This is a genomic window from Variovorax sp. 01N425 (assembly GCF_056399465.1).
Genome location: NZ_JBFTRJ010000071.1, coordinates 1 through 390 on the forward strand (window position 1 = coordinate 1; position 390 = coordinate 390).

At 55.6% G+C, this 390-nt stretch carries 1 protein-coding gene; it reads right to left on the bottom strand.

From position 1 onward, the window contains the following. Positions 1–340 (bottom strand): YbaY family lipoprotein (locus tag AC1DSC_RS32735; protein WP_478132106.1); only part of this gene is annotated, 340 nt, incomplete at its 3' end. Between the last annotated feature and the right edge of the window lie 50 nt (positions 341–390).

Genomic DNA, 390 nt, shown 5'->3' on the forward strand with positions numbered 1-390 from the left:
GAATGCGTGCATCAGGCTTGATGTCGGCTGGGTTAAACGGCAGCACGAACTGGAACGGTGCCTGTTTGCCTTCGGTTCGCACCACGCGCTGCGACAGCACTTTTGATGGTGCATCGGCGACGGACGCATCAGAGAGCGTCACGGTTAATACCGCATCCGGCGGCAGCGCAATGCGCTGGCGGATAAAGACTGAACCACTTACGTTAGGCTGCGCAATCGCCGCCGTCTGTCCTGCAACCGCAGAACCCAGAGTTGGCGTTGGCACGGGTTTACTCTTGTCGGCGCATCCTACAACAGCAACCGCCATAACTACTCCACTGAACACATGCCTGAGTTTCATTGATGTCGTCTCCATTTGATCAAAATGATTGTCGGCAGCGAATCCTGCTT